Raw genomic sequence first — 26,149 nt, 5'->3', positions numbered from 1 at the left:
GCAGAGTGACGAGACGCAGACAGGCGATTGATGAGACGGATTGGAATTAAGCGGCATCCCGCATCCGAACACCTTCGGATCAGAGATTGGCCAGTTCACCCGGAGGAAAAGGCGGGGCTTCCCGCCTTCTCTGTACCGGTTTTTTTTATTGCTGCTTTATTTCGATGGGAGGAAACGACCTTACCCCCAGACCGCCAAAATTTCCGATGCTACCCGGTCCCAGGTAAAGCGCTGCTCGGCCAGGCGTCTGCCGCGAATCCCCATTTGCCGCCCATAATCCAGATGGGAGAGCAGGTAATTCAACTTTTCCGCATATTCCAAAGGATCCTCCGGATTACCGATAATCATTCCGTTTTCGTTGATGACGATCTCAGGGTTTCCGCCCCGGGCCGTGGTCAAAAATGGGAGTCCTGCAGCCATCGCTTCATAATCGACCCTTGCCAGCGGTTCCTCCCAGAGGGAAGTACAGACGAAGACATCGGCTGCGCAAAACCACTGATGCACTTCATGCGCCTGTACGTAACCCGTTGTGACTACAGGCAGCGTGGAGCGTTCGGCCATGGCGCGAACATAAGCTACATAATCGCTTATTGTGTTATCGCTGTACCATGCGCCGCCGACGATAACGAGCACCGCATCGGAATGCTGAAGGTGGTTCATGGCTTTAACCAGCACGTGAGGGCCTTTGTTGCGGGAGAGACGGCCGACGAACAGAATCACTTTCTTTCCGTCGAGCTGATGCGCGGATCTCAGCTGCTCACGCGTACGGAGAGCGGTCTCCGACTCTGTCCATGGCGCGAACCGCGACAAGTCCACTCCCGAGTAGATAGGCGTTACTTTGGATGCGGCTTCCGGGAAGTAGCGGCAGATTTCGTTGCCGATATAACCGCTGATTGTAATGATGCGTTCCGTTTGGCCGATGACGGCACGGCCTTCCTCCTCAGAGATTTTAGCAGGGTTAAACATATCGTTATGCATACTGAGAACTATTCTTGCATAAGGCGCCAGCTGGCGGACAGGCAGAACAAGCCGCGGACGGTTAAAAATATGAATAAGATCAAAGTTCTCCGGGCTTGCCGCCAAAAACTCGGTAACTCCCTTCGCATACACATCGAACAGGCCATCGGACGGAACTCGCACATAGCGGACGTTATCCCGCATTTCATCATTCGGCAATTCAAGATCGTCGCGTCCGAGCAGGGTAATGCGGTGATGCCGGCCCAGCGTCCCTACGACACCGCCGATATAGGTTTGAATGGCGCCGCCTCGAATGTTGGGGACAGGGAGCTTTTCGGTGCAAATCATTAAAATGTTCACGCGGATCCTCTCCTCCTGTTACTAGGCAATTTTCGGGCGCCGGCCTCGCTTGGACGAGCCGGCGGTAAGCGCTTTTTGCTGCCGGGCCGGCTGCCTTTTCTTAGCAGCAACTTTTCTTTTGCGGGTAAGGGTTTTCCGATTGGTCGGCTTCTTCTTCAATGGTTTAACGGCTGCTGTAATCCGCTTTTTCGGTACCAGTTTGGCTGTTTTTTTGCGGACGATTTTTTTCTTTTTGCGGGCTTTCACAGCTTTTGGAACGATTGGCAGCCGTTTGCGCCGATGCTTGCCTTTCCTGCGCTGGCGGGATGCCGGAGGTGATTTAGCCGGTGCGGGGCCTACGAGCAGCGGCGCGGCCGGTACCGTATCGCCGGACGCGGCGGCAAGGGGCGTCCACAGGCCCTCCGGCATGGCTTGATCGGCAGGTCCCGGGAATGCGATAAGCACAGCCTCTTGATAAGCAGGGGTAACCGGAACCGGAGCTTCTTCGGCTTCCGGAAGCACAGGACCATGCTGCCCGGCAAATCCCTTGCAGGCACCGGTTCGAATTCGTATTGGAAAGCCGGACCGCTTTCGAATACGTAATTGCCGGATTCGTATTTGGTTTTATCTGCCTCAAGCTCCTGGAGCGCCTGCCATTTACTGCTCTCTACGGTCATGACACGTGTAAGAATAGCCTCTAGTTCAGTTTGGAGAAAAATCTGCGGCGAAAAAACGATTTCCTTCACATGCTTATAGAACTCATTGGGGAAGGCCATATCAATCCACAGGAGCTCGAACGTCTCTCTGTCGATCGGATTCGCTTGATGATAAGCTTCGATCATACCGCGAATCCATACGGGATCCCAAGTGCCCATATCATCCATCGTACTTGTGATCAGCTTGCGCAGATCCCGGATCGGCAGGTCATAAGAGACGCCGTCCAAGTCAATCACCCAAATACCGCCGGGCCCCATCTGGCCGTTCGGACCAGCCGTAGTCCTGGTGCACCAGTCCCCAATGAGGTCCGCCTTTGCTGACCATCTTAGCGTATTCGGATGCAAGCAGCAGCTTATTCGTTTCCCGTGCCTGGCGCTCGAATTCTTCAACTACATTCAACAAATGCTCGCTGGCCGGGAATTCGCGGTAGATGGAAGCGATGTCCCGGAACCAGCCGATTTTGGTAATGATCTTATCGTAATACTTAGGCCATGTGGTTAGCCTCGAAGAATTTTGCGCCCCCTGTGGAGGCACATATCCCTTAGAAAGCTTGTGAAACTCCCCCAGCCCATAGCAGAGAGCGGCTGCTCCCTCCAAGTCGACCTTGGATACGGGCTGCAGCGGTTCGATCCAGTCCGTCACGATCCACAGCTTGCCGCCTGCTTCGACATAGGTGCTGTCAGCGCGCGTAGGGACAAGCGCAGGAACCTTAGCCCCTTGGCTAACCATATGCTCCTGGGCTCCAATGCTGAACAGGCTCCGCTGCGGGCTTCGGTGGAGCACCTTAAGACTCCGGGGCACGATGGTTGGTATCAATTCTCCAGATTGCGCCGCCCTTATCCGGCTTGGAGGTAATGAGGGTCATATTGTACACCTGCATGTCGTACAGCTCCGCCACCTGCCAAGCCAAGGCCTCCAGTTCGGGAGGAACATACTGTTCCAGAACGGCTCCCCCGGTTACGCTGCTTTCCAAGGTATCCCAAGGCGTAATTACATACGGATTCATCTTCCGTTCCCTCCATTCAGATCAGTGAAAGAAAGTCCGTGTTTCTTTGGCTGCCGCTGCGATAGACATGCGGCTTTTGTACAGCTCCAGCAGCCTCTTTGCGGTGTGCCTAATGTTAAAGCGCCTTTCGACGATCTCTCTGCCGCTTTCGGTCAATTCCTTGGTCTTTCTGTTGTCCAGGGTCAGTACTTTCTTAATTTGATTCTTCAAAAATTCCTGCGAATAAGGCCTATGGGCGGCATGATCCCCAAACCAGGTGTCCCATACTTCAGGCAGACGGCTGGATTGCACGGTTCCGATCAGACCTCGACTGCCAAGGGCGATGAGCGGCTTGCCGCAGGCCATTGCCTCAAGTCCGACTCTGCCAGTTCCAATCACCGCGTCGCAGACCGCATAGTACTTCGCCAAAGAAACGGTCTCCCCCGCAAAATGAATAAATGGATGCCCTGCAAGCTGCTGCTGAAATTGGGCCAATTCGAGAAGATCCTTCAGCTTGTTCCCCGCTCCGGCAATAAGCAGATGCAGCTGGGGAAGGCCTGCGGAGCGGAGGGCCGAAACCGCTCGAATGAGCTCGCCGCAAAGGTCGCCTTTTTCCCACGAAAGGCGTCCTGCATACATCAATACTGTCGCTCCTGCCGGGATTCCTATCCGGTTTCGTTCATGCTCACGGTAGGCCGGGTCCAACTCGTGGAACTCCTCCAGATCAATTCCGTTAGGAATCAACGAGGATGACAGGCCGTATCGAAGAAGCATGCGTTCTACGGCCGGACTGACGCTGACCAGCGTGGAGGTGGAGTCCAGCTCCTGGAAGAAGGAAGCGTCATAATAAGAGCCATGGATTGTAAACAGGATGGGGACGCCGGCTTGCGCTGCGGCCTTGACGGCAATTTTTCCCGAAGGATACTGATGTGCATGAACGATATGGATTCGCTCTGTTACAAGAATGGATTTCAGCAGCTGCGTGAGCTCATCAGCTTTTTGAATGTTCGGATGATGACTATCTGTTACAAAATCCAATTCATATAAAGGACAGCCTAGTCCATGGAAAGCATCGCGAAATTTCCCGGGCTTTCCCGCTACTGAGACTGAGACACCTTGACGGAGCAGTTCACGGATCAGAGAAAGGGTGTAGGTTTCGGTTCCTCCAATATTAAACTGATCTAAAACCATCAGAATACGCGGGGATTCAGATTCCCGGATAAGCGGCGGATAGTCCGGAAGCGAGCGCAGCAGAGCTGAAGATGGTACCGATGGGACAAGCATGGAGGAAGCGGAGGCTCTCGTCTTCTTCATAGGTGCTTTCTTTTTGACGGGAGATGAGGCCCGCTTCGACTTTTGCAATGAATTCACATCCTTCTTGTTGTGACATGGACTAATAATTTATGTATATGTCATGGCGATATTGGCTGATAGGTACACCTGTGTATTTTCAGATTCTTACAATTCCATCATTGTCCTATAGAGTTCCGCAAATAGACTGAATATAGTGAAGAAGGTCGTGAGAAATGGGGTGATCAGTTTGGATAGCTGCCGATTGCCAAAGGATGCGGTTCCGATTGGAAGAGGAAAGCAGGGAATCGCGTACCTTCTTCCGGATGGAAAGTGTATGAAGGTGTACCAAAAAGAAGAGGATGCCGTGCAGGAGGCCGAGGCTTATCGACGGTGTCAGGGTTCTTGGATGACCCCTGCGTTTTATGAAGAGGGTCCGGGGTATATTGTCATTGAGTATATGAAGGGCCCCACGCTATATTCGGTCTTGAAGGATGCGGGGACGATCACCTCAAGGCAGACGGAACAGATTCTGCGAATTTACACAGAAATGAAGAGGCTGGGATTTACCCGGCGCGATGCGGCATTGTTTCATTTATATGTGCGTGAAGACGGGACGCTTGCCGTCATTGATCTGGTCCATGCCTATACTAAGCGGTACAGGAAGCCGATAGTGCTGCTGCGCGGACTGAAGAGGCTGGGGCTGCTGGAGCTATTCCTGGACCAAGTGCAGACCATGGCGCCCGAGTGTTATGAGAAATGGAGCCTTCGGAGAAGGAGGGGCGTCCATGAATCCTCTGACGGAGAAGCATGACCCGGAGCTGGAGCGCATCTGCCGCCGCTTCGGTCTGGGGGAATGGATCGGATCGAGCGGCAAACTTAACGGCTCGTACAACGTGAATGTTAAAATTAAGACTACCGAAGGGCGATATGTCGTCCGCTATTTGAATGACTCCTGCAGCGAAGAGCATCTGAATTATCTCCAGTCTCTGCTGCTCCATATTCAGGCAGAAGGAATCCAGGTTCCGGTACCTCTGACAGATGAGGAGGGCAACTGCTTCATTCGCGAGGACGGGAAGAAGATACAGGTAACCCCGTTCGTCAAAGGCGGAGGGTTTAAATGCCGCTTGGGCCAAGTCTCATCGTGTGCGGGAACGCTGCGCAGATTTCATCAAGCGCTGGAGCATTACAAACCGGGGCCGCAGCCTGCATGGTCTTTCTGCCAAAACGACGATTACTTTACCGCTGCCTACCGGCGTTTGAAGCAAATGCCGGATATACCGAAGCTTCAGCTGTCGGAGGCGAAGCTGCTGGGGGATTCCATTTTGGAGCAGTGGGACCGTGCCCAGGCTGATCTTCCTGCGACGGTGATTCACGGAGACTGGCACTTTTGGAATCAATGCTATTCAGGGGATGAAGTTTCCTGCGTGATGGACTTCGACTTTGTTCAGGCGGGGCCGCGGCTGTTTGACGTTGCCTACTCGCTGTGGGTCATCTATTTACTGCTTCCGCATCATGCTGCGGAGTTTGACCGCTGTTTTCTCATGGGGTATGGCCAGCTGACTCCGGAGGAGCAAGCTATGCTCCCTGTCGCCGTCTCCCGAATCGGGCTGTTCTTCCTGTTTCACTCTGCTTACTCCTCACATCCGGGGGAGAAATGGAAAAGGCAGTACGAGCGGCAAGTACGCTTGCTTTATTGGATGCGCTCGGAAGGGGGACAAAGGCTTAGGCAAATCCTGCGAGAGATGGATTCCGGGTCTTAGAGCCTTGAACAAAACAAGCGTATGATCTCGTCAGCCCACTCTGTGGATCACGGAGCGGGCTTGTTTGGCCGTTGTCTTAAGCAGTTCGAAATCGTGGGCGAGAGCCCGAATTGGGTCTATCCATTTCTTAGTAGGATACATAGCTTTATAGCGGAATTTCGAGTAACTCGGATCCTTCCCGAAGAGGTATCAGAGTGACGTTTCTAAGTCCCGCATGCTGCTGTTTCAAGTTTGGCGGCGGGTGCGGGCTGCCCGGTGCGGCGACCGCAAGGCTATCGGCCATGGCCAAAGTATAATGCCGGCGTCCTTCTGTTACTGGTATACAAGAAAAAAAAGTAGATTTCAGAATAACCTATTTTTTGTAAAATCCCAAACGACTTAGGTTGAGGTTCCATACACTAATAGTAGTTATGCAACTCTGAAGCGGCTGATCATGTCGTCTGAGCCATAGCTGATTCTCGCATCTGTATGGAGGAGGTGAGACCATGCCTGTTAAGCAAAACAATGCAAATTGCAAAGTGAAGCTGTGCTGTAAAAATAAAATGAAGATACCGTCCAAAGGATACATCACGATATTTACTAATTGTAAACCAGTTAAGGTTCTAGAGCCCCCCAAAAAATGCCGGAAGTCCCATAAGCCCAAGAAATGCCGATGCGGCTCCAAGCCTGCAGTCTGTAAAATCAAGCAGCCTATTCAAGTGACTGCCAAGCAGCTGGATATTCGCAATTTAGTTCGTGATCGGGATCATGTCAAAGCGGAAATGTTCGGCACAGACGGAACTCACCTCCGAGCGGTGCGAACAGATGAAGCCGGACGTTTAGAAGTCGCGCCGGCACCGGAGATCAATACGGTATTTAATGAGGAAAAATTTTTGAACTGGGACGTAACTCATGAGATGTCCTCCACGCCCCCCCAAAATACTGCCGTCAAGACGATGACGTCCTATGCCGTGATTAACCGGGGAGATCATCCCGCTCTCGTACGGATAGAGATCAGTCCCAATGGATTCGATTTCGTATTGGACCAAATGGAAGTGGTGAAGGCAAAAGCAATGAAAGTGTTCGTCCCGAATTTTTTTCTCAAATGGACGCGTATATCAGCCCAAACGGAGGGCAAAAAGAACGGTACGGTTTTGGATGTATATTTTCAAAGTCAGACGACAGGGAGCAAATAATAAGAAGTAAGGGAGTGATGGAGGGTGCCCAATTATGCTGCGTTTCAGATGGATCCGAATAACCTGCGAACACTCATTTACGGCAGAGACGCAACCGGAACTGAGCAGGTTATTGCAACGGATGCTGCAGGCAACTTAACGACCGTTATTATCGACGGAACGATCACGAACGTGCTGGGAGCGACAATCACGACCGGTACGCTGACGTCCGCGGGGACGATCACGAACATCCTGAACGGAACGATCACGAACGTGCTGGGAGCGACGATCACGGCCGGTACGCTGACGTCCGCCGGAACGATCACGAATATTCTGGACGGAACGATCACGAACGTGCTGGGAGCGACAATCACCGCCGGTACGCTGACGTCCGCCGGAACGATCACAAACATCCTGGACGGAACGATCACGAACGTGCTGGGAGCGACAATCACCGCGGGTACGCTGACGTCCGCCGGGACAGTGACGAACATCCTGGACGGAACGATCACGAATGTGCTTGGCGCGACGATTACGGCCGGTACGCTGACGTCCGCCGGGACAGTGACGAACATCCTGGACGGAACGATCACGAATGTGCTTGGCGCGACAATTACGGCCGGTACGCTGACGTCCGCCGGAACGATCACAAACATCCTGGACGGAACGATCACGAACGTGCTGGGAGCGACAATCACCGCGGGTACGCTGACGTCCGCCGGAACGATCACGAATATTCTGGACGGAACGATCACGAACGTGCTGGGAGCGACAATCACCGCCGGTACGCTGACGTCCGCCGGGACAGTGACGAACATCCTGGACGGAACGATCACGAATGTGCTTGGCGCGACGATTACGGCCGGTACGCTGACGTCCGCCGGAACGATCACAAACATCCTGGACGGAACGATCACGAACGTGCTGGGAGCGACAATCACCGCGGGTACGCTGACGTCCGCCGGGACAGTGACGAACATCCTGGACGGAACGATCACGAATGTGCTTGGCGCGACGATTACGGCCGGTACGCTGACGTCTGCCGGTACAATCACAAACATCCTGGACGGAACGATCACGAATGTGCTTGGAGCGACGATTACTGCTGGTACGCTGACGTCCGCCGGAACGATCACGAACATCCTGGATGGAACGATCACGAATGTGCTTGGAGCGACGATCACGGCGGGTACGCTGACGTCCGCCGGAACGATCACGAATATTCTGGATGGAACGATCACGAACGTGCTTGGCGCGACGATTACGGCCGGTACGCTGACGTCCGCCGGAACGATCACGAACATCCTGGATGGAACGATCACGAATGTGCTTGGCGCGACGATTACAGCCGGTACGCTGACGTCCGCTGGTACAATCACAAACATCCTGGACGGAACGATCACGAATGTGCTTGGCGCGACGATTACAGCCGGTACGCTGACGTCCGCCGGAACGATCACAAACATCCTGGACGGAACGATCACGAATGTGCTTGGAGCGACGATTACAGCCGGTACGCTGACGTCCGCTGGTACAATCACAAACATCCTGGATGGAACGATCACGAATGTGCTTGGCGCGACGATCACGGCGGGTACGCTGACGTCCGCCGGAACAATCACGAACATTCTGGACGGAACGATCACGAACGTGCTTGGCGCGACGATTACCGCCGGTACGCTGAGCAGCGTTACCTCCATTTCCCAGAAAAGCTTTGTGGAAGAAGCGACGCTCGGTATCGCAACCACCGATGTTTTAACTCCGCTGCCGCCGGTCACGACAAGCGTGCTGGGAACCTACTCCTTCTTTGTATATAACAGCGGGGCGAGTGAAGTTGATACGCAGATTCAAATCAGCGCGGATGGCGCCAACTATTTTGTAGATACCGTAGGGGATAATCCGATTGCCGCCGGTTCAGTCGACGTTTTGGTTCCTAACCGGTTTCTGAAATATACCCGCTTGGCCTACCGTTCCACGAATACGGGAGAAACCTCGACTATCGACGTGATCTTCAATGCACAGGGAACCTAAGTCAAGTTAGCCTAATATACTATAATAACCCAAAAGAGCGCATGGGCTTCCATGTGCTCTTTTTGCTCAAGTTGTAGGAGGAAGAAATAATGAGCGGCACACTGAGCATTCACATCATTATGAAAGATGAATCGGATTGGCTGAGCTATTGTTTGGAGAGCGTCAAGGATGCGGATGAAATTATTGCAGTGGACACCGGCTCCAGCGATGCGTCGGTAAGCATAGCCAAATCCTATGGGGCCAAAGTATTTTATTCGCCCTGGGAAGAAGACTTCTCCAAACCGAGAAATGAGGCGCTTCGTCATACGACGACGGATTGGGTCTGTTACCTGGATGCTGATGAACAGCTGACCGCAGGAGTTTCGGAGCTGAGAAGGCTTATAGACCAAGCCGGGGAAGAAGTGCAGGCGTATACACTGCTGATTGAAAATGTGCTCGGAGCGGGGGTGGAGGACCGTCTTCTTCACCGTTCCATTCGATTGTTCCGCGCCGATCCCGGGTTCCGGTTTGAAGGAAGGATTCATGAACAGATCGGTCCTTCCATCCTTCAGCGTCATGGAGCGGCTGCAATACGGGACAGCACAGTTACCGTAAAGCATTACGGTTATTTGCAGGGCGTGCTGCAGGCCAAAGGAAAGGTCGGACGCAATGAAGCGCTGCTTGTGAAGGCATTGGAGGAGCAGCCGGAAAATCCGTTCTACTTATACAATCTGGGAATTACGTACTGTCAGTCGGGCAAGCTGCAGGAAGCGAAGGAGCTGATGGCCCGTGCCCTGGGCCTTACCGTGCCGGCTGTTTCTTACCGTGCCACACTGGTAAAGGATTTGAGCCGCATCGTCCTGGAGCTGGGAGAGCTCAAGCAAGCCGAGCTGCTGCTGGCGCAGGAGCTGGAGCACTACCCCGATTATGCGGATCTGCATTTTATTATGGGGGAAGCGCTGGAACGGCAAGGGCAATGGGAACGGGCGTATGAAGCGTACCGGAAAGCGGCGGATTCTCCTGGCGACAAGTACGTGACGGAGCTCGGGACGAACAGCTGCAAGCCATTTTACCGAATGGGGGCATTGGCGAAAAAGCTGGGGCAACGCGAAGAGGCCGCCCGCTTCTTTCATGAGGCGCTTAAACGGCATGTGCTGTTTAGACCCGCGCTGCAGGGGATCGTTGAAGTTTTCAATGAACTGGACGTATCTGCAGAGCAGATTGCCGCTTTTGTATTCGAACAAACGGCTCCCCAATCGCCGGAAGCTTACGCTGCGGCGGCGGATGCTTTGGAAGCGATAGGCGCCTTCGAGCAAATATTGGCATGCCTGCCGGAGACGCTGCTTACCGAACCTGTGCTGCTCCATGCTTACAGTACGGCTTTGATTCAGACCGGGAAAGTGCAGGAGGCCGAGCGGAGGCTGATCGGCTATGTTGAGGCGAATGATGCGGAAGGCGGGCCAAACGGCGTGCTGCAGCTGGCTGCCATTTGCCAATGGCTGTTGTACGGAAGCCTGCAAAATAGTCTGCTATCCAGGCTGCGTGAGCCTGCCCTTCACATCTATACAATGGTCAATGCCAAGCTGGTGTCCCGCGCGCAGTCTTCGGAGACCGGCATATCTTCTGAGCTTCCCGATCCGTATCCGGGCATAGGCGATGCGGTTCATTCTCTTATCCGGAGAGCTGTCGGGCTCGGACGGCTGCAGTTGGCATACAGTATAGCCCAGGGGGATCCCTCCAGCGAGCTTGTGCTTGCCAAATCCATGTATCTGGAGGGCTATACCATGAGAGCGGCAGACCGGCTGATCGACCTGGTGGCGAAGCAACAGCTCGATGACGAGGGGCTTCATTATTTGGCCGAATTGTTATTCGATAAGGGACATTACCTTCAGGCTGCGGAATTGTTCGAAAATGTAGTTCACGAGAACCGGCCGTATGAGCCCTCCACGACGGGGGCGGCTCTTTGCTATCTTCATCTTGCGGAGCAATGCCTGAGCGAAGTGCTGGGGGATGGAGCGGAGGAGGCCCCTTTTAAAGAAGATATAGAGCGCATCCGAGGGAGCATCCGCTGGCTGAACCGCACAGGCTGGCATACGGAATGGTCAGGGAAGCGGAGGGGAAATGTCAATGTCGAAGCCCACGATATCGCTGTGCATGATCGTAAAGAATGAAGAAAAACAGCTCCCGCGCTGCCTGAGCAGCGTTCAGGGTGCCGTAGATGAAATAATCGTTGTCGATACGGGCTCGACGGACGGAACGAGGGAGATAGCCAGCCGGTTTGGAGCGAAGGTATGCCGGGTGGAATGGAACGGGGACTTTGCTTTCGCGCGAAACGTGGGTTTGCTGCAGGCGAAGGGGACATGGATTTTGTTCCTTGACGCCGATGAAGAGCTTGAGCAGAGTCATGCGCAGGAGCTGAGGGCTTACGCGGAGCATCTGGAGCTGGATGGGCTGTTTCTTCAAATTCACAATCATAACGGAGACCATCGGGATTCCCCGACAGCTACGATCAATCCGATTTTGCGGATGTTCCGCAATCGGCCGGAGTACCGGTTCAAAGGTAAAATTCATGAGCAAATCGCCGAATCTATTGTGAGCGCCAAGCCGGATGCAAGCTTTCATATTACCTCGATTTGCATTCATCATTACGGCTACAGCGGCGAGGAGGTAGCCCGGAAGAATAAGATCGAGCGCAATGCCGGGCTGTTGAGAGAGCAGCTGGAGCAGGAGCCGAACAATCCTTTTCCTCATTACAATATGGCTGTAGAATATATGCGGATGAACCGGTTTGAGGACGCGACTGCGCACATTCGCAGGGCGTTGGACTTATGCGCTCCTGAGACCAGCTATAGACACCTGCTCTTTAAATACGGGGCTCGGTGCTTATTATTATTAAAGCGGTATGAAGAGGCTGCCGCCATGTGCAGTCAGGGTCTGGAGGAATGTCCGGAGTATACGGATCTGGTCCGATTTATCGGGAGTGATCCATCTCGCGGCCGGGCACAAACCCGAGGCGCTGATGGCGCTCATTCAAGCCATCCGAATGGGGGCTCCGCCGGAGCACTATCACACGGAATCGGGAATGGGCACTTACTTGTCCTGTCTTGCATTAGGGCAGCTGTTTGAAATAACGGATGACGACGGGGCCGCGATCCATTGGTATGCGGAAGCCGTAAGGCACCATGCGCCTTTAACCATGCCGCTGCAGCGCATCTTTCGTTTGTTTGCCGCCGGGGGCGGCGCGCATGAAATTGCTGATTTTATGACGAAAAAATTCGATATGAAATCCCCGGCTGTCCGAATGAAAGTGCTTCGCCTGCTGGTTGGAGAGCGATGCTATGAGGCGGCCCTGTCTTTATTGGCTCGGCTGCGAGAGGAAAAACAGGAGGAGCCGGGGGAGGAGGCCCAGCGTTTTCTTGCGGATACCGAGATCAGGTGCACCGCATGGTCGGGCAAGGCGGCCTTGGCCGAACAGACGCTGCTTCGTGCGGGGCGGGATAGCATTCAAGCAGCGGAGTGCATGAAGCTTGCGGCTTGGCTGCGGTGGATACGCGCTGAGCCGGATGATGCGGGAGAGGCGGAGCTGGACGAGGCGGACTTTGCCGTTACGGCAGCTTATCTGAACGGAGCGAAGCAGAAGGCGCTGAGGCTGCTGGGACAGTGGCTGGCGTCCTCCGGCGCGGAAGCTTCGAAAGGCGGCGTTCCCTCCGCAGCGGAGCCAAGCCGTGAAGCGTACCGCAAAAGCAGGGCGCTGCTGGCGCTGGCGGAGGCGAAGCTGGAAGCAGGAGCTTCAGCCAGATCTCCAAGCTATCCTTTTTACCGGAAAGCGCGACAAAGCCTGCCTTTATCGCGGATGCAAGTAAAGGAGTAAGGAGAAAGATGGCTCCACTGGATATTTCCCTTTGTATGATCGTGAAGGATGAGGAGCTGCACCTGGACCGCTGTCTGTCTTCGGTTAAGGAGATCGTATCGGAAATAATCGTGGCGGATACCGGATCGCAGGACGGCACCGTAGAGCTGGCCCGAAGACATGGGGCGAAGATCATTCATGTGCCGTGGGAGGAAGATTTTTCCAAGGCGCGGAATGCGTCGCTGGAGTATGCGTCATGCTCATGGATTCTGGTGCTTGATGCCGATGAGGAAGCCGTGAACTGGGAGGCGGAGGAAGTAAGCCGGCTGCTTCGGGAAGAAGGGGTGTACGGCTACTTTCTTCAGCTTGAAAGCCGGATCGGCGAGGGAGGACTTCAGGAATACGTGACGGATGCGGTGTGCCGGCTTTTTCGCAACGACCCGCGGATTCGCTTTCGCGGCACTATTCATGAGGAAGCGGTCCAGAGCATGATGGCGTTGTCGGAACGTCCGGTTTCTTTTGCCGGCTTGCGCATTCGCCATTACGGCTATTTGCCTGAAGAGATCGAGCGCAAGCACAAAAATGCCCGGAATCTCGCCCTGATCGAGCGGGCGCTGCAGCAGCAGCCGGGAGATTGGCTGCTTCGTTATGCGGAGGGGACGGAGTATTTTCAAGCGGAACGCTATGCGGCTGCGGCGGAACGGCTGCTGCCATTGCTTGAGGAGCTGCATGTAGGTCCAGAACCGGGCTTTGCGTCCGACATGTATCTTAAAACCGCCTATGCGCTGTTCCAGACAGGGCAGCTCGAAACGATGGAGCGGGTGATCAGGGACGGTCTTGCGCGATTTCCCGATTTTCCCGGTTTGCTCGAGCTGAAAGCATCGATGCTGCAGAGGGCTGGCGCTTATGATGAAGCCTACGCAGCTCTGCGGCAGGCGATTCGCATGGGGGATCGTTCGTTTAAATACACTTCCCTTTCCGGCAGCGGCACTTATCGGACGCACGCTGCAGCCGGGCAGCTGTGCGAACGGCTGCTTCGTTTCGAGACCGCACTCGATCATTATTTCGAGACGGTGGCGATTAACCCGGGCTATCGTCCGGCATGGCCGGAGGTGGTAACACTGAGCCTGCTGTCAGGCCGGGCGGAGCGGCTGCCGGTATGGCTCGCGCAGCTGGAGCCGGGCAGTCTGACGCCGGAGCATGCATCGCTGCTGCTTACCGCAGTGCTAAGCGCCAGGGCGCCGGAGACGGCCTCGTCGCTGCTGGCCCTGCCGCAGCTTGCCGGCCTGCGGCTCGATGTGCGCCTGCCGCACGCGCTGCTGCATTGGCAGGCGGGCCGGCGCGAGGCGGCGGAGCGCATCTGGCTCGCCCTGCGCGAAGAGCAAGGGCCGGGCGTCGAAGCGGCCCGGTCGTATTTGTGGGCGGCCGCCTGGGCGCGCCTGGACGCCCCTGCAGCCGTCCAGGCGCTGGCTCCGCTGGGGCGGGAGCGGGCGGACACACCGCTTGCAGAGCTGCAGCGGCTTATGGCGCCGCAGGCTGCGGACGCGGATCGCCCTCGCGTCAGCGGGGACGCGCTCGGCTACGCGCTGCGGCGGCTGATTCAGCTGGGCGCGTGGGAAGCCCTGCTGCGCCTTTACGCTGCTGCTTGCAGCGAGGGCGCAGGCGGGGCAGCCGGGTTCCGTTGGACCCGGCTGCCCCAGCCGTTCTGGTGCGGGCTGGCCGCCGCCCCCGCTTCCATCCGCGAGCGATGGTGCCGCTTGTTCATCGGCACCGTCGCTCCGGCTGCGGAAGGCTCTGCTTCGGCAGCCTCCGACGCGGCCGAGGCGCTGCTCTTCGCCGCCATGGCGCGAGGCGGCGCAGCGGGCCCGGAGGGGCCCCGCCGGCTGCACGAGCTGCTGCAGCGCCATCCGCAGAACCCGGCTGCCCGTGCCGGGCTGGCTTATGCCTACTGGCTGGAAGCGCAGCGCCTCACGCCGGAAGGCAGCCAGCTGTCCCAAGCCGGTCGCGGTCCAGCTGCCCGTGCCTGGCCGCCGCCCCCCGGTCCCCAGCCTGCTGCCAGCGCCCAGCCGCCGGCCCCCGGTACTCGCCCTGCTGCCAGCACCCAGCAGCCGGCCCCCGGTACTCGCCCTACTGCCAGCGCCCAGCAGCCGGCCCCCGGTCCCCAGCCTGCTGCCAGCGCCCGGCTGTCGGCCCCCGGTCCCCAGCCTGCTGCCAGCGCCCGGCTGTCGGCCCCCGGTCCCCAGCCTGCTGCCAGCGCCCGGCTGTCGGCCCCCGGTCCCCAGCCTGCTGCCAGCGCCCAGCCGCCGGCCCCCGGTTCCCATCCCGCTGCCAGCGTACCGGCTGACGACAACCCGCTCAGCCGGATCGGCCTTAGCGATCCGGTGAGCGCTTCTTGCGGCCCATGGCCGCTGCTGCTGCTTGCCCGCGCTTCACTGTTATTTTGAACCCTTGGAGGGGATAGCAATGACCCAATCCAACCGGCTTGTCATGCCGCCGATCCTGTACCTGCCGTGCTTTGACTATCAGGTGCACCGGCAGCGGCCCCAGCAGCTGCTGTACCAGTTGAGCCTGCTCGGCATGAATGTCATTTACTGCAATGTAACCCGGGATCCGTCGAACCCGTTCGTTGTGCTTAACGATCATTTTGCGGTCTGTCAGGATACGGACGCATTGAAAAAGGATCAGCCCTACGTCATGTGGCTTACGCACGGGCCTTACGTGGAGGAGCTGAAAAACTACGATATCCGCATGGTCGTCAGCGATCTGGCGGACATTTGCGAGGAGGAATTCGCGCCTTTTGCCGTCTGGGAGCCCCGGAAAATCGCGGCGGCGGATCTGGTGCTGTGCTCCTCCCAAATCATTTACGATTCAGCGAAGCCGAAGCATCCCGAGGTGCTGCTGCTCCGCAATGCCGCAGACGCCGAGCATTTTGCCCGGGCGGCAGACACGGCACTCCCGCTGCTTCCCTATGAGGAGCAGGCGCAGGCCCTATGCCGGAATACGGCGCCGGTGATCGGCTTTTGGGGGGCGGTGGCGTCGTGGATCGATTACGGACTGATCCTGTATTTGGCCAAGGAGAGGCCGCAGTACCGGTTTGTTTTTGCCGGGGAGATTTCGTGCCGGGGACCAGAGCTGCTGGGCCGTCTGCCTAACGTGCTCTGGCTGGGAAATCAGGATTATGAATCGCTTCCCGCCTTCGCCAGGCAGTTCGATGCCGCCATCCTGCCATTTCAGGTACGCAAAGTCACGGAAGCCGCCAATCCGGTGAAGCTGTATGAATATTTGGCGGCGGGATTGCCCGTAATTAGCACGGAGCTGCCGGAGGTGGCCGCCTTTGAGGAGGCGGGAGTACGGATCGGCCGGTCGCCGGCGCAGTTTTTGAGACATCTGGATGAAGCGCTGGTCGCCGACCGCACGCCGGAGCAAATCGAAGCGCGCCAAAGCATCGCCCGCAGAGAAAGCTGGGGCGAGAGGGCGCGAACGGCGGCTGAGCGGATGATCCGGCTCTATCTGGCCAAGTATAGCTGATTAATCCGAAGGGTTTACTGTCCCTGCCGTCAGCAGCAGATACCCGGGGAAGGCTTCCCTTCGCTCTTTCTCTTCCAGCGTCTTGTACCATGACGCAGCCCATTGCTTGACGACTTCGGCTCCGGGGATAAAATCAAGGAAGTCGAGGCTCTGCACAAATCCGATATCCGTCTCCAGCTCAACCTCGATCTCGGCCTGCCGAAAAGCCTCCCTCAGCGAATCGATCGGGATTTCCGTACCGTACCGCCATGTTCCCGCCGACTCGGCATAGCTTTTGCCCAGCCGGTAGGGAAGGCAGCGGGAGTAGGGCACGAGGACGGCGACCTGCCCGCCCGGTTTAGTGAGCCTGCGCATTTCCTGCAAAATCCGGACCTGCTCCTCCAGGCTGAAATGCTCCAGCACGCCGGCGCTCCAGCACAGATCATAGCCGCCTCCGGGCAGGGGTACCTCGCGGATATCCGCCTGCACCCACTCGGCTTGCCCGTCCCGGTTTTTCTGGCGGAAGGCGAGCCGGGACTGCTCCAGCGCCTGCGGGGAATAATCGACCAGTGTGACGAAGGCACCGTCCATGCTTAAGCGCAGCGATATTTTGCCTGTACCGGATCCGGCTTCGAGCACCTGTTTGCCTGCGACTGGTCCGGCTATATCCAGCAGGGCGCGGTAGACGGTATCGCTCAGGCTGTCCCACGCATAGGAAATCGGCGCAGACCAGAGCCGGTCCCATACGTGCTTTTGCGCTTCTTCCTGCTGCTTGCTGATGGACTTCTCTTTGGGCGGCTGATCCCTATCCATACGCTATTCCCTCATTTCTCATTCGGTTGCTGTTGCTGCGGCTCCCAAGTAATCGCTCAAGATGCGCCGCCATTTATTTTTCCAGATGCGCCGGTCGAAGGCGCGGGCCGTGGCACGGGCATTGGCGCCCAAATAATGCCGGGTTCCGCCGTTCTCCACCAGGCCGGCTATAGCTTGATAGAGACGGTCCTCGGCAGGCGGCACGAGAATTCCGTTATAACCGTCGATAATCAGATCGTTCAATCCGCCCACGTTGCTCGAAACTACGGCCAGCCCGCAGCTTAACGCCTCCAGACAGGAATAGGAGGTTCCCTCCGAGAACAGAGTCGGAATGACCGCGATATTCGCCTGACGGTAAGCCTGCGGCATTTGCCCGAACGAATACGCCTGATGGTCGATCCGGTCCAGGTGGGGATGATCCTGAAGCCAGAGCTTGAACACCTTCGTGATCAGGCTGTCGTCAACCCCCTCTCCGGCAAAATGCACCTTCACCTGAGGATACGTATCGAGCAGCCGGTCGGCAATCAGCATCATCGGCACGATCCCGCGCTCGATGCTGATTCGGCGGGGATACAGGACATGCACGGCTTCGGTCGATGGCTTATGCCAGAAGTGCACCGGAGCGAACCGATCGGTGTCGACGGCGTTAGGCAGCAGCACGATTTGCTCCGGGTCTGTAAAGGAGCAGACGGAGCGGCAGAAGCTTAAGAAATGCGAGTCGACTGAAATGACGCGGGACAGCCGCTGCAGCGCCCTTTGAATGGTGGCGGCGATATCCTTTTTGGCTTCAAATGGGGTAGGGGGATAATCCCAATTAATCCCATGGCATATCCCGATGCTTCCGGGCCTATAGTCAATGGGCTGCCAGATGAAGCTGGCGTAGATGAGACGGCCCTGAGCCTGGGAGGTCATGAAGTTAAACGTATCGACGGTCTCTCCCGCAGGGGAGCAGGGATAGCCGATCACTTCAATGCCTTCGACCTCCGTGCGAAAGCTGCCGCAAAAGGACAATTGGTGGATCGTCGGCTTGTGCCCCATCTCCATGATGGTGACGGCCAAATCGTAGAGGTACCGCTCCAGGCCGCCGCCGTACATTTTATGGGTGCGGCCGTTATAGGCGTCCACGAAGCTGTGGGTCAAAATTCCAATTTCCGTCATGTCAGCTCCTCTTTCCATTCGACGAGATGGGGGTGTTCATCCAGAATCGAACGGTATTGGGACAGGCTGCCCCATACCCCTTCAGGGTCCATCTCCATATACCTGCGGTACTTGGCGCGTAGCTGCTCCTTTGGCACGGCCCAGCCGTAATGTTTTACTCTAAGCTCGGCGAGAAAGCCGGGGAGCACCGCATAAGACAGCGGCAGCCTCGGGACATGGTGCGCCATTTTGGGATAGAATGCATAAAAATCTGGCATATACCGGACAAGCGACCGGGTATGCCGTTTGTGAATGCACCAGTGCTCATCCTCACGGTAATGGGTCGTGCCTCCCCAGAAATCGTAGAAGCGGAAGCCAACCCAATCGTAGCGGTCCTGATCGATCAGCTCCCGCATATGCGCCTTTGCCTTGGCTTCGTACAATTCGTCCGCATCGACGGATAGAATCCAGTCCTGGACCGGTCAAGCCGGCCAAATTCCATAAAAACTGCCTCAGTTCCCATTCCTCATGGAAACGGGACTCCTCCAGCGTCACCAGCGTTTTTACCTTGGCAAAAGAGCGGCACAGCTTCGCGGTGCCGTCCGTGCTGGCATCGTCCACTATGACGATGTCGTCGACAAACTCGCTCAGCTCCCGCAGCACCTGTTCCAGATAGCGGTCCGCTTCGTTGTGGACCTGCATGATCGCGGTCAGCTTGTTGCCGCTTGTTTTGCGCACGGGCCCTGCCTTCATGCCATCCTCTCCTCGCCCGCGGCGATCGCCTGGGCAGCCTGCTCCAAAGCGATCATGCCGTTCAAATGAGTTAATACGCTCCAATCGGGAATCGACGCCCGCAGCAAGACTTGTATCGCCTCCCGCCGCCGGTTATGGATCAAATGCAGCGTTCCCCGCAGCACCTCGGCGGACATGCCGTCGGGCGGAGCCGTGCCCGCATCCAGCAGGGCAAGCGCTTCACGAAAGCGATGGGCGCGGCTGTATAAGGGAAGGAGCCCCGCGCGCGCTTCGGGATCGGACAACGGCTCCAGCACATGGATCGCCGACCGGATATCCTCGTTCACGCGGTAGAGCTCTGCGCGAACCCAATCGGTTCGTCCGCTGTGCAGCCAGGCGTAAAGCTTTGCCGCAGTACGGCGCTCTTCCTCCGTGAAAGCGGTAATGTCAAACAGGCGGACCGCTTTATCCAATCGACCGTGCTGGAGCTCCAGCGCAGAGAAAAACCGCACATGCGAGTGGAGACAGGCATGATGGTGCCTTTAACAGCATCTGCTCGAAGGATACTGTCAGGGCTTCCAACGCTTCGGGGCTCTTAAGAAAATACCGGTAGCTCGCCGCAAGGTAGCTGGCAGTCTCATGAGGCCCGAGCTTTGAGCTTAAATCGGTGTAATACCGCTCGCGGGACTCCCACTGCCTGATCGTCCACGGCTCCAGCGTCTCTTCCTGCTCCTGAGCGGCAAGCATGCGTTCGAGCAGCTGTTCATTTTCAAGGCGCAGCTTCATTTCTTCCGGACCGGCCGCCGGGAATGAATCTACCCAGAACACAGCATCCCGCAGCAGGCACTGCTCCAAATACATTTGCTCCGAATCCGTAAAGACCAGCCGGGAATGGGCGGCGAACAGCCCGGCATACTGATTCCATAACGTTGTGTCTTCCCCGTCGGGGCATTTCTCCATCCAATAAAAAATGGCGGCAGGCTGAAAAGCAAGCACCGTCTGAATCCAATAAGGGGAGGCGGCGATAACGGTGTAATCCGCAGCGTTCAGCGTGCTAAGGGAAGCAAGCACCTCCGCATCCACATGGATGATTTCCTTGGGTCCAGGCAGCCTTTCCAGAAAGGAAGGGCAGGGGAAGACGCTGTTTACGGTAGGATTGAACACTAAATATTTCATGGCTGCTCCTCCGCGATCGGGTAAGGTTTATGCTTCATTGTATGCGGAGAAAAGAGGATCTTGCTTCGGAAAAACGAGAGGAAGTCCGCAGAACCGGTGACTGCCGGCTTACAGCACCGGCAATAGACGCTCAGGGACTGCCTGCGGCGCTGGAAAATTGGTTTGTTCTCATACTGCTCCGTTAAGAAACGCAAAGTATAAAGCTTGAGGCTCCGGCGAGAGGCGTGATACTATGGGGAAGAACGGACAAGAATGAACGGAACGCGGCTTGCCGGCCGTGCAGCATAGGAGAAATGAAATGGTCAAGCTGATTGTCTTTATTGCGCTTTTGCTGATGTATCCGTTGTTTTTGCGATGGATCCATATTTCCGACTTGAGGGTCGTGCCTTTGGTAGTGCCTTATGCGCTTGGCGTCTTATCCATTACCATCTTGGTATCGAACATTGCGGAATTTTTTATCAAGAAATGGAAAAAAGAGTGAATGAAAAGACCCGGCCTCTTGACGGTAAGATGACCGGGTCTTGCGGTCGTATTAGGAATGGCTGAATGGAATGACCCGGCCGCAGGCGAGGCCACTGAAAAACTAGCGGAGAGTACGGAATCGTTCTGCAGAAGCGAATGCGTTCCCTTTGTCCTTGGATTTCAACCGCTACAAGCGGGATATAATCCAAGAAATCCAGGGACAACAGCGATCGGAAGAATGTTTCTTACTCGGAGTGATGCCTTTTTCAGTGGCCTCCCGCAGGCCGGGTTTTTCTCTATGGATTAACGCGATGCGGCGATAGGCTGCTTGGAGACGGAAGCATCAGCCTCGGGAGCGGGCGTACCATGAGAAGCCCGGCTTGGTTCGGAGGAAGACTTCAACTCGTAAGGCAGACACAACGGAACGCCAGTCCGCGGATCGGGAATAATATCGGCTTCAATGCCGAATACCTCGGCAAGCACCTCCATCGTCATGACCTCTTCCGGCGAGCCGCTTTGAATGACCTGCCCTTTCTTGATGGCTACCATATGATGGGCGTAGCGCGTGGCGTGATTCAGATCGTGAACGACCATAACGATCGTGCGCTTCTGCTCCCCGTTCAGCTTCTGGAGCAGCTTCAGCACTTCCAGCTGGTGCGCCATATCGAGGAACGTCGTCGGCTCATCGAGGAACAGGATGTCCGTACCTTGAGCGAGCGCCATGGCGATCCAGGCCCGCTGGCGCTGGCCGCCGGACAGCTGATCGACGGGGCGGTCATGAAATTCGATGACGCCGGTCACTTCCATGAACCAGGACACAATCTCCTTGTCCTCTTTGCTCAGAGAGCCGAAGCCCTTCTGGTGAGGGAATCTGCCGTAGGCGACCAGCTCGGATACCGTCAGGCCTTCGGGGGCCGTAGGATTCTGCGGAAGAATAGCCAGCTGCTTTGCAACTTCCTTGGTGGACTGCTGGTGAATCGATTTGCCATCGAGGAAGACGCTGCCGCTTTTTGGCTTCATAATGCGGGCCATTGCCTTCAGAATCGTAGATTTGCCGGAGCCGTTCGCTCCGACCAGCGCCGTAATTTTACCGGATGGAATGCTTATATTCAATTTATTGACGATGGAACGCTCTCCATAAGCAATATCCAGATCGTTCGTGTATAGTCTTTCCAAAGACGCCACTCCTTTAAGTAAATAAATAACTAGCCGGGCGAATAATTAAAAGGGCTGATAGTTCGAGATAATGATAATCATTATCAATGATTATAAAGCAAAGGCTCCGCCGATTCAACCATTAACAGGACTTTTGCCAAAAAAGAACCGTTCTCTGTAACAATGTACAGAAAACGGCTCTGGTAATGCGCGAGACCGCTGAAAAAACAGCGGAGCGTACGGAATCGTGCTGTAGAAGCGCAAGCGTTTGCCTTTGTCTCTGGATTTCAACCGCTGCAAGCGGAAGATAATCCAAGAAATCCAGGGACAACAGCGATCGTAAGCATATCTCCGTACTCGCAGCGATGACTTTTTCAAACGGCCTCGTAATGCGCAGGGGTTCGACCGACCGCAAACAGCTCCGATAATGCGGAGAGTCCGACTGACCCATGCACACGCAGCACTGGCAGCACGGATGGTACGGCCAGGAACTCGTGCTTGTTGGAAAATTGCAGCTTTATTATTTCGTCGACAGCACTGCGTGACCGCCGAACTCGTTGCGAAGCGCAGCGACGACTTTGCCGTGGAACGTATCCGAATCCAGGGAACGGTAGCGCATGAACAAGGACATGGCGATAACCGGCGCCGAAGCCTGCAGGTCCAAAGCGGTCTCGACCGTCCAGCGTCCCTCGCCGGACGATTGCATCACACCTTGAATGGAATCCAGACTCGGGTCTTTGGAGAAGGCGCGCTCGGTCAAATCCATGAGCCAGCTCCGGATAACCGAACCGTTAGCCCATACCCGGGCGACGTCTTCATAGTTGAATTGATAATGGCTTTTGCTCAGCACCTCGAATCCTTCGGCGATGGACTGCATCATGCCGTATTCAATGCCGTTGTGCACCATTTTCAGAAAATGGCCGCTTCCGGCTTCCCCGGCGTACAAGTAGCCTTTATCGACGGCGATCGCCTTGAACAAAGGCTCCACGCGCGCGAAAACTTCCTTGTTCCCGCCGATCATAAAGCAGCCGCCTTCGCGGGCGCCCTCCGTTCCTCCGGAGGTGCCGACATCCAGGAAATAGATGCCGGAGGCTTCCAGCTTCTCGGAACGGGCAATCGACTCCTTGTAGTGGGAGTTGCCGCCCTCGATGATCAGATCGCCGCGGTCGAGCAGCGGAATCAGCGTGTTGATGACCGAATCGACAATAGCGCCTGCCGGTACCATGATCCAGACGGTGCGCGGAGCGTCCAGCTTTTGCACCAGCTCCTCGATAGTAGCCGCCGGAACAGCCCCCTGCTTCGCCAACGCGGCGGCAGGCTCCGGATTGACGTCGTACGCGATCACGGAATGGCGGTGCTCCAATATATTTTCTACCAGATTATAGCCCATTTTACCGAGCCCGATCATACCTATTTGCATACTGGTTCAGCTCCTTGTCTTCGAATAAAATCAGCGTGTCTAAGCTATTACCATGTTCAACAGCAGTATAAGCAGCAGGGCGACGACGGAAATAATCGTTTCCATCATCGTCCATGTCAGCAGCGTTTCCTTGATGGACATATTGAAATATTCCTTGAACATCCAGAAGCCGGAATCGTTCAAATGCGACAGGATCAGAGAGCCTGCTCCCGTGGATAGAGCCATCAGCTCGGGCGAAACGCCCGGCATGGAAGCGGCGATAGGCGCAACAATCCCCGCAGCCGTCATCATGGAGACGGTGGCCGAGCCGGTGGCGACACGGATCAGCGCGGCGATCAGCCAGCCGAGCACGATGGGCGAAATCGACGAGGTCGCCGCCCAATCGGCGATAGCCTTGCCGATGCCCGATTCGAGCAGCACTTTGTTAAATGCGCCCCCGGCGCCGATCACCAGCAGAATGGATGCGGTCGGAGCCAGGCAGTCGTTGGTCAGCTTCAATATTTTTTCGCGGTTCATCCCGCGGAGATACCCTAGGCTGTAGAACGAGAATAGGGCGGAAATGAGCAGAGACATGACCGGATCGCCGATAAATTCCATGGCGGTCGCAGCCCCCCCGGAGCCAGATTGACCATAGAGACCGAGGCGGCCATCATCAGAATCACGGGCAGAAGAATCGTCAGCATCGTAATGCCAAAGCCGGGCAGCTCTCTGTTGTCGTCTTTATTAAGCAGCTGGTCGCCCAGCTCCTGAGGAACGCCTTTGAAAATTCTACGTCCCATCATCTTTCCGAACAACGGGCCGGCAATGATCGCAGTAGGAAAGCCGACGATGAGGGAGTACATAATCGTTTTGCCGACATCCGCTTTGAAAATGCCTACCGCCGCCATAGCGGCCGGATGCGGAGGAACGAGCCCGTGCACGACCGACAAGCCGGCGATCAGCGGAATGCCGATCTGAACGAGCGACAAGCCGGTCGCCCGGCCGATGGTGAAAATAAGCGGGATCATCAGGACGAAGCCGACCTGAAAAAACACGGGGATCCCGACGATAAAGCCGACGAGCATCATCGCCCAATGGACCTTCTTTTCGCCGAAGGCGTTGATCAGCGTATGGGCGATTCGCTCGGCCCCGCCGGAATCGGCCATCATTTTACCGAGCATCGTACCGAGCCCGAGCACGATGGCCAGGAAGCCGAGGGTGCCGCCCATTCCGTCTTTGACGGCCGTTATGATCTTGGCGAGCGGCATGCCTGCGGCCAATCCGGTACCGATCGCTGTAATAATGAGCGCGACGAACGGATTCAGCTTTACCCATGTAATGAGCAATAACAAAGCCGCAATAGCGGCTACAACGATAAGTATCAACATGATGTTCACTCTCCGATGTATAAATCGCCTTCAAGCTGCACGCAGTCACACCTTGGGGCTTGCTATTCCGTTAGGTTGCAGAGTCATCCCCAAAAATATTCCACGCGCATAAGCGTATGCTCCGCACCGGTGCTGCAGCGAACCGGGGCAAAGCGTCGTTGCGGGCAGCTTCCGGGTCTAAAGCAAAATGCATGGCCTGTGCATGAATAGATGGCGATATGTTCCGGTTGCTATCAAATTATAAAAGAAAATTTTTTTCTTAACAAGAAGTAATGGTGAAAAATATTTTTATTGAAGCAAAAAGAAGACGGCCGATTGCACCATCGGCCGTCTTTGACGGTTGAGAAACCCTATATCCGCTTCTCGGAAATGACCTCGCGGATTTTTTGCAGGTTGTCGAGTGTTTGCTGCTGCCGCAGCAGCGACAAGCCGACATACAGCGCATCCATGATGCACAGCTGGGCGATGCGGGCTGAAATGGCCTCGGTACGGAAGGAGGTTTCCCGCGTCGAAGTGTACAGCTTGACGTTGGCCAGCTGGGCGAGAGGGGACTTATTGTAGCTCGTCACGGCAATCGTCTTTGCGCCGGCTGCTTTGGCGATATGGAACGCTTCCAAAATATCTTTGTTGCTGCCGGAATGAGAGATGCCGACAACGACGCACTCGCTGTCCAGCAGCGCGGCAGTCATGACCTGCAGGTGTGTATCCGTTTGCGAGATACAGTTCAGCCCGGCGCGAATAAATTTGTGATAAGCGTCGTCGGCGATCGGGGCGGACCCTCCGACGGCGTAGAACAGCACTCTTTTCGCCTCGTCCAGCAGTTTAACAGCCTCCGACAGCGACCGTTCTTCCAGCACCTGCAGCGTATCGGTGATACCGAGCATGTTGGCGTTGAACACCTTTTGGGCAACCGTTATCATTTCGTCTCCCGGCTGCACTTCCTCGTGAATGTTCTGCATCGGCTGTTTGACGATATCGCTTGCCAGCGCGATTTTCAAATCCTGGTAGCCTTTATAGCCAAGCTGGCGGCACAGCCGGAAAATTGTCGCTTCCGCACAGTGCGTCACCTCGGCCAGCTCGCTGATCGATAAATGGACGACATCCTGCGGGTTTTGAAGAATATGATCGGCAATCCCCTGAAATTTGGGCGATAAGCCGGGATAAGCGGATCTTAACTGGGCCAGGCCTCCGGTAGGCAGGGATCGGTTCATAGGTATCTGCTCCTCATCAGGTCGGTCTAGGTCTCACGAATGAAGAAAATTTTTTTCTTAGAATTAACATTCAGTATACAACAGACCCGGGTCCGGGAAGTAAT

General features: G+C 56.0%; 24 protein-coding genes and 1 pseudogene. 10 read left to right on the top strand and 15 right to left on the bottom strand.

Annotated features, from left to right (window positions below):
* Positions 1-180: 180 nt before the first annotated feature.
* The 5 genes from ACHHV8_RS28070 to ACHHV8_RS28050 form a co-directional block, all read right to left on the bottom strand.
* Positions 181-1,317: a glycosyltransferase family 4 protein gene (locus ACHHV8_RS28070; RefSeq protein WP_395162634.1), complete on the bottom strand. Its 1,137-nt coding sequence runs from the start codon at positions 1,315-1,317 to the stop codon at positions 181-183.
* Positions 1,318-1,652: 335 nt separating this feature from the next.
* The gene (locus ACHHV8_RS28065; RefSeq protein ID WP_395162633.1) at positions 1,653-2,249 is read right to left on the bottom strand and encodes a hypothetical protein; all 597 of its coding nucleotides are present in this window, start codon (positions 2,247-2,249) and stop codon (positions 1,653-1,655) included.
* On the bottom strand, positions 2,242-2,796 hold the full coding sequence (locus ACHHV8_RS28060) for a protein kinase family protein (RefSeq protein ID WP_395162632.1): 555 nt from the start codon (positions 2,794-2,796) through the stop codon (positions 2,242-2,244). Before ACHHV8_RS28060 ends, ACHHV8_RS28065 begins: the two co-directional genes overlap by 8 nt.
* 1 nt (position 2,797) lies before the next feature.
* Complete coding sequence (locus ACHHV8_RS28055; protein WP_395162631.1) at positions 2,798-3,019, bottom strand: hypothetical protein; 222 nt, start codon at positions 3,017-3,019, stop codon at positions 2,798-2,800.
* Between the two features lie 21 nt (positions 3,020-3,040).
* A complete protein-coding gene (locus tag ACHHV8_RS28050; protein WP_395163648.1) occupies positions 3,041-4,189 on the bottom strand; it encodes a glycosyltransferase family 4 protein in 1,149 nt (382 codons plus the stop codon).
* A 436-nt stretch (positions 4,190-4,625) separates the two neighbouring features.
* Here ACHHV8_RS28050 and ACHHV8_RS28045 point away from each other — a divergent pair, with 436 nt between their 5' ends.
* From ACHHV8_RS28045 to ACHHV8_RS28005, 9 genes are all read left to right on the top strand, one after another.
* Positions 4,626-5,102 (top strand): protein kinase family protein, encoded by a 477-nt coding sequence (locus ACHHV8_RS28045; protein WP_395162630.1) that lies wholly within the window; start codon positions 4,626-4,628, stop codon positions 5,100-5,102.
* Entirely contained in the window at positions 5,077-6,051 is a 975-nt protein-coding gene (locus ACHHV8_RS28040; RefSeq protein WP_395162629.1) for a phosphotransferase, read from the top strand. Before ACHHV8_RS28045 ends, ACHHV8_RS28040 begins: the two co-directional genes overlap by 26 nt.
* Before the next feature lie 698 nt (positions 6,052-6,749).
* Positions 6,750-7,226, top strand: a complete 477-nt coding sequence (locus tag ACHHV8_RS28035; protein ID WP_395162628.1) for a DUF6385 domain-containing protein — start codon at positions 6,750-6,752, stop codon at positions 7,224-7,226.
* Between the two features lie 24 nt (positions 7,227-7,250).
* Complete coding sequence (locus ACHHV8_RS28030; protein WP_395162627.1) at positions 7,251-9,236, top strand: beta strand repeat-containing protein; 1,986 nt, start codon at positions 7,251-7,253, stop codon at positions 9,234-9,236.
* A gap of 89 nt (positions 9,237-9,325) precedes the next feature.
* Positions 9,326-11,386 carry a glycosyltransferase gene (locus tag ACHHV8_RS28025; protein ID WP_395162626.1) on the top strand — a complete coding sequence of 687 codons (2,061 nt, stop codon included), beginning with the start codon at positions 9,326-9,328 and terminating at the stop codon, positions 11,384-11,386.
* Positions 11,343-12,341: a glycosyltransferase gene (locus ACHHV8_RS28020; protein ID WP_395162625.1), complete on the top strand. Its 999-nt coding sequence runs from the start codon at positions 11,343-11,345 to the stop codon at positions 12,339-12,341. The genes ACHHV8_RS28025 and ACHHV8_RS28020 overlap by 44 nt, the downstream gene beginning before the upstream one ends.
* Complete coding sequence (locus ACHHV8_RS28015; RefSeq protein ID WP_395162624.1) at positions 12,298-13,086, top strand: hypothetical protein; 789 nt, start codon at positions 12,298-12,300, stop codon at positions 13,084-13,086. Before ACHHV8_RS28020 ends, ACHHV8_RS28015 begins: the two co-directional genes overlap by 44 nt.
* An 8-nt stretch (positions 13,087-13,094) precedes the next feature.
* Positions 13,095-15,509: a glycosyltransferase gene (locus ACHHV8_RS28010; RefSeq protein ID WP_395162623.1), complete on the top strand. Its 2,415-nt coding sequence runs from the start codon at positions 13,095-13,097 to the stop codon at positions 15,507-15,509.
* A gap of 19 nt (positions 15,510-15,528) precedes the next feature.
* Positions 15,529-16,593, top strand: coding sequence for a glycosyltransferase (locus ACHHV8_RS28005; protein ID WP_395162622.1), 1,065 nt, complete (start codon positions 15,529-15,531; stop codon positions 16,591-16,593).
* Here ACHHV8_RS28005 and ACHHV8_RS28000 read toward each other — a convergent pair whose 3' ends face one another.
* From ACHHV8_RS28000 to ACHHV8_RS27975, 6 genes are read right to left on the bottom strand one after another with little or no spacing between them, the layout of a single operon-like run.
* Positions 16,594-17,385 carry a class I SAM-dependent methyltransferase gene (locus tag ACHHV8_RS28000; RefSeq protein WP_395162621.1) on the bottom strand — a complete coding sequence of 264 codons (792 nt, stop codon included), beginning with the start codon at positions 17,383-17,385 and terminating at the stop codon, positions 16,594-16,596.
* Positions 17,386-17,403: 18 nt separating this feature from the next.
* Positions 17,404-18,543, bottom strand: coding sequence for a glycosyltransferase family 4 protein (locus ACHHV8_RS27995; protein ID WP_395162620.1), 1,140 nt, complete (start codon positions 18,541-18,543; stop codon positions 17,404-17,406).
* The gene (locus ACHHV8_RS27990) at positions 18,540-18,965 is read right to left on the bottom strand and encodes a hypothetical protein (RefSeq protein WP_395162619.1); all 426 of its coding nucleotides are present in this window, start codon (positions 18,963-18,965) and stop codon (positions 18,540-18,542) included. Before ACHHV8_RS27990 ends, ACHHV8_RS27995 begins: the two co-directional genes overlap by 4 nt.
* Complete coding sequence (locus ACHHV8_RS27985; protein ID WP_395162618.1) at positions 18,853-19,275, bottom strand: glycosyltransferase; 423 nt, start codon at positions 19,273-19,275, stop codon at positions 18,853-18,855. Before ACHHV8_RS27985 ends, ACHHV8_RS27990 begins: the two co-directional genes overlap by 113 nt.
* Positions 19,272-19,727, bottom strand: coding sequence for a hypothetical protein (locus tag ACHHV8_RS27980; protein ID WP_395162617.1), 456 nt, complete (start codon positions 19,725-19,727; stop codon positions 19,272-19,274). Before ACHHV8_RS27980 ends, ACHHV8_RS27985 begins: the two co-directional genes overlap by 4 nt.
* Positions 19,720-20,430 carry a hypothetical protein gene (locus ACHHV8_RS27975; RefSeq protein ID WP_395162616.1) on the bottom strand — a complete coding sequence of 237 codons (711 nt, stop codon included), beginning with the start codon at positions 20,428-20,430 and terminating at the stop codon, positions 19,720-19,722. The genes ACHHV8_RS27980 and ACHHV8_RS27975 overlap by 8 nt, the downstream gene beginning before the upstream one ends.
* A gap of 298 nt (positions 20,431-20,728) precedes the next feature.
* Between ACHHV8_RS27975 and ACHHV8_RS27970 the strand changes: the two genes are divergently transcribed.
* The gene (locus ACHHV8_RS27970; protein ID WP_395162615.1) at positions 20,729-20,911 is read left to right on the top strand and encodes a hypothetical protein; all 183 of its coding nucleotides are present in this window, start codon (positions 20,729-20,731) and stop codon (positions 20,909-20,911) included.
* 284 nt (positions 20,912-21,195) lie between these two features.
* On the opposite strand, the gene ACHHV8_RS27965 is transcribed toward ACHHV8_RS27970, so the two are convergent.
* The 4 genes and pseudogenes from ACHHV8_RS27965 to ACHHV8_RS27950 all read right to left on the bottom strand — a co-directional run bounded on the left by ACHHV8_RS27965 (position 21,196) and on the right by ACHHV8_RS27950 (position 26,051).
* Complete coding sequence (locus ACHHV8_RS27965) at positions 21,196-22,068, bottom strand: ABC transporter ATP-binding protein (protein WP_395162614.1); 873 nt, start codon at positions 22,066-22,068, stop codon at positions 21,196-21,198.
* A gap of 499 nt (positions 22,069-22,567) precedes the next feature.
* A complete protein-coding gene (gene gnd / locus ACHHV8_RS27960; protein WP_395162613.1) occupies positions 22,568-23,467 on the bottom strand; it encodes a phosphogluconate dehydrogenase (NAD(+)-dependent, decarboxylating) in 900 nt (299 codons plus the stop codon).
* Between the two features lie 39 nt (positions 23,468-23,506).
* A pseudogene (locus tag ACHHV8_RS27955) lies at positions 23,507-24,834 on the bottom strand (GntP family permease).
* Positions 24,835-25,184: 350 nt separating this feature from the next.
* Positions 25,185-26,051 carry a MurR/RpiR family transcriptional regulator gene (locus ACHHV8_RS27950; protein ID WP_395163647.1) on the bottom strand — a complete coding sequence of 289 codons (867 nt, stop codon included), beginning with the start codon at positions 26,049-26,051 and terminating at the stop codon, positions 25,185-25,187.
* Between the last annotated feature and the right edge of the window lie 98 nt (positions 26,052-26,149).

The sequence above is a fragment of the Paenibacillus sp. TAB_01 genome (genome assembly GCF_043945595.1).
GTDB lineage: Bacteria > Bacillota > Bacilli > Paenibacillales > NBRC-103111 > Paenibacillus_S.
This window is presented reverse-complemented; position numbering and strand designations above follow the sequence as displayed.

Bases quoted from the DNA above. Each gene is read 5' to 3' on its own strand.
- ACHHV8_RS28055 (WP_395162631.1), bottom strand. From the start codon at position 3,019: ATGAATCCGTATGTAATTACGCCTTGGGATACCTTGGAAAGCAGCGTA.
- ACHHV8_RS28050 (WP_395163648.1), bottom strand. From the start codon at position 4,189: ATGGTTTTAGATCAGTTTAATATTGGAGGAACCGAAACCTACACCCTT.
- ACHHV8_RS28045 (WP_395162630.1), top strand. From the start codon at position 4,626: ATGAAGGTGTACCAAAAAGAAGAGGATGCCGTGCAGGAGGCCGAGGCT.
- ACHHV8_RS28040 (WP_395162629.1), top strand. From the start codon at position 5,077: ATGAATCCTCTGACGGAGAAGCATGACCCGGAGCTGGAGCGCATCTGC.
- ACHHV8_RS28025 (WP_395162626.1), top strand. From the start codon at position 9,326: ATGAGCGGCACACTGAGCATTCACATCATTATGAAAGATGAATCGGAT.
- ACHHV8_RS28020 (WP_395162625.1), top strand. From the start codon at position 11,343: ATGTCGAAGCCCACGATATCGCTGTGCATGATCGTAAAGAATGAAGAA.
- ACHHV8_RS28015 (WP_395162624.1), top strand. From the start codon at position 12,298: ATGGGCACTTACTTGTCCTGTCTTGCATTAGGGCAGCTGTTTGAAATA.
- ACHHV8_RS28010 (WP_395162623.1), top strand. From the start codon at position 13,095: ATGGCTCCACTGGATATTTCCCTTTGTATGATCGTGAAGGATGAGGAG.
- ACHHV8_RS28005 (WP_395162622.1), top strand. From the start codon at position 15,529: ATGACCCAATCCAACCGGCTTGTCATGCCGCCGATCCTGTACCTGCCG.
- ACHHV8_RS28000 (WP_395162621.1), bottom strand. From the start codon at position 17,385: ATGGATAGGGATCAGCCGCCCAAAGAGAAGTCCATCAGCAAGCAGCAG.
- ACHHV8_RS27995 (WP_395162620.1), bottom strand. From the start codon at position 18,543: ATGACGGAAATTGGAATTTTGACCCACAGCTTCGTGGACGCCTATAAC.
- ACHHV8_RS27985 (WP_395162618.1), bottom strand. From the start codon at position 19,275: ATGAAGGCAGGGCCCGTGCGCAAAACAAGCGGCAACAAGCTGACCGCG.
- ACHHV8_RS27975 (WP_395162616.1), bottom strand. From the start codon at position 20,430: ATGAAATATTTAGTGTTCAATCCTACCGTAAACAGCGTCTTCCCCTGC.
- ACHHV8_RS27970 (WP_395162615.1), top strand. From the start codon at position 20,729: ATGGTCAAGCTGATTGTCTTTATTGCGCTTTTGCTGATGTATCCGTTG.
- gnd (WP_395162613.1), bottom strand. From the start codon at position 23,467: ATGCAAATAGGTATGATCGGGCTCGGTAAAATGGGCTATAATCTGGTA.